Consider the following 354-nt stretch of genomic DNA (forward strand, 5'->3'; position numbering starts at 1 on the left):
CCGCGCGGGCCGCCTCCGTGATCGCGGCCGCCGCCCGGGCCGGCACCGTGCCCAGGCGGGCCTGCGCACGGGCCAGGGCCGCCTCCGCGTCCAGCATCGCCTGCAGCCACGCACCGTCGCCGACGGCCGCCTCGGCCGGGGTGCCCGCCCGCACCGGGGACAGCAGCCCGGCGTCCAGATGGGCGGACAGGGCGGCAGGCGGCGAGGACGGCGCGGGCGGCGGGAACTGCCGGGAGTGCGGGGAGTGCCGGGGGGAGGTCATGCGTCCGCCTTCGCGCTCGGGGCCGTGACCGGGGCCGTAACGGGGCTCGGGGGCACGGGAGTTGCTCCCGCCCAGGCCGGCCGGCGCCAGGG

1 pseudogene is annotated in these 354 nt (G+C 81.9%); it reads right to left on the bottom strand.

What is annotated here, in order from left to right:
* Positions 1 to 262: pseudogene (locus JHN63_RS52220) on the bottom strand (3-carboxy-cis,cis-muconate cycloisomerase); the annotation flags it as partial.
* Positions 263 to 354: the final 92 nt, after the last annotated feature.

It is taken from the genome of Streptomyces sp. MBT65 (assembly GCF_016612545.1).
GTDB lineage: Bacteria > Actinomycetota > Actinomycetes > Streptomycetales > Streptomycetaceae > Streptomyces.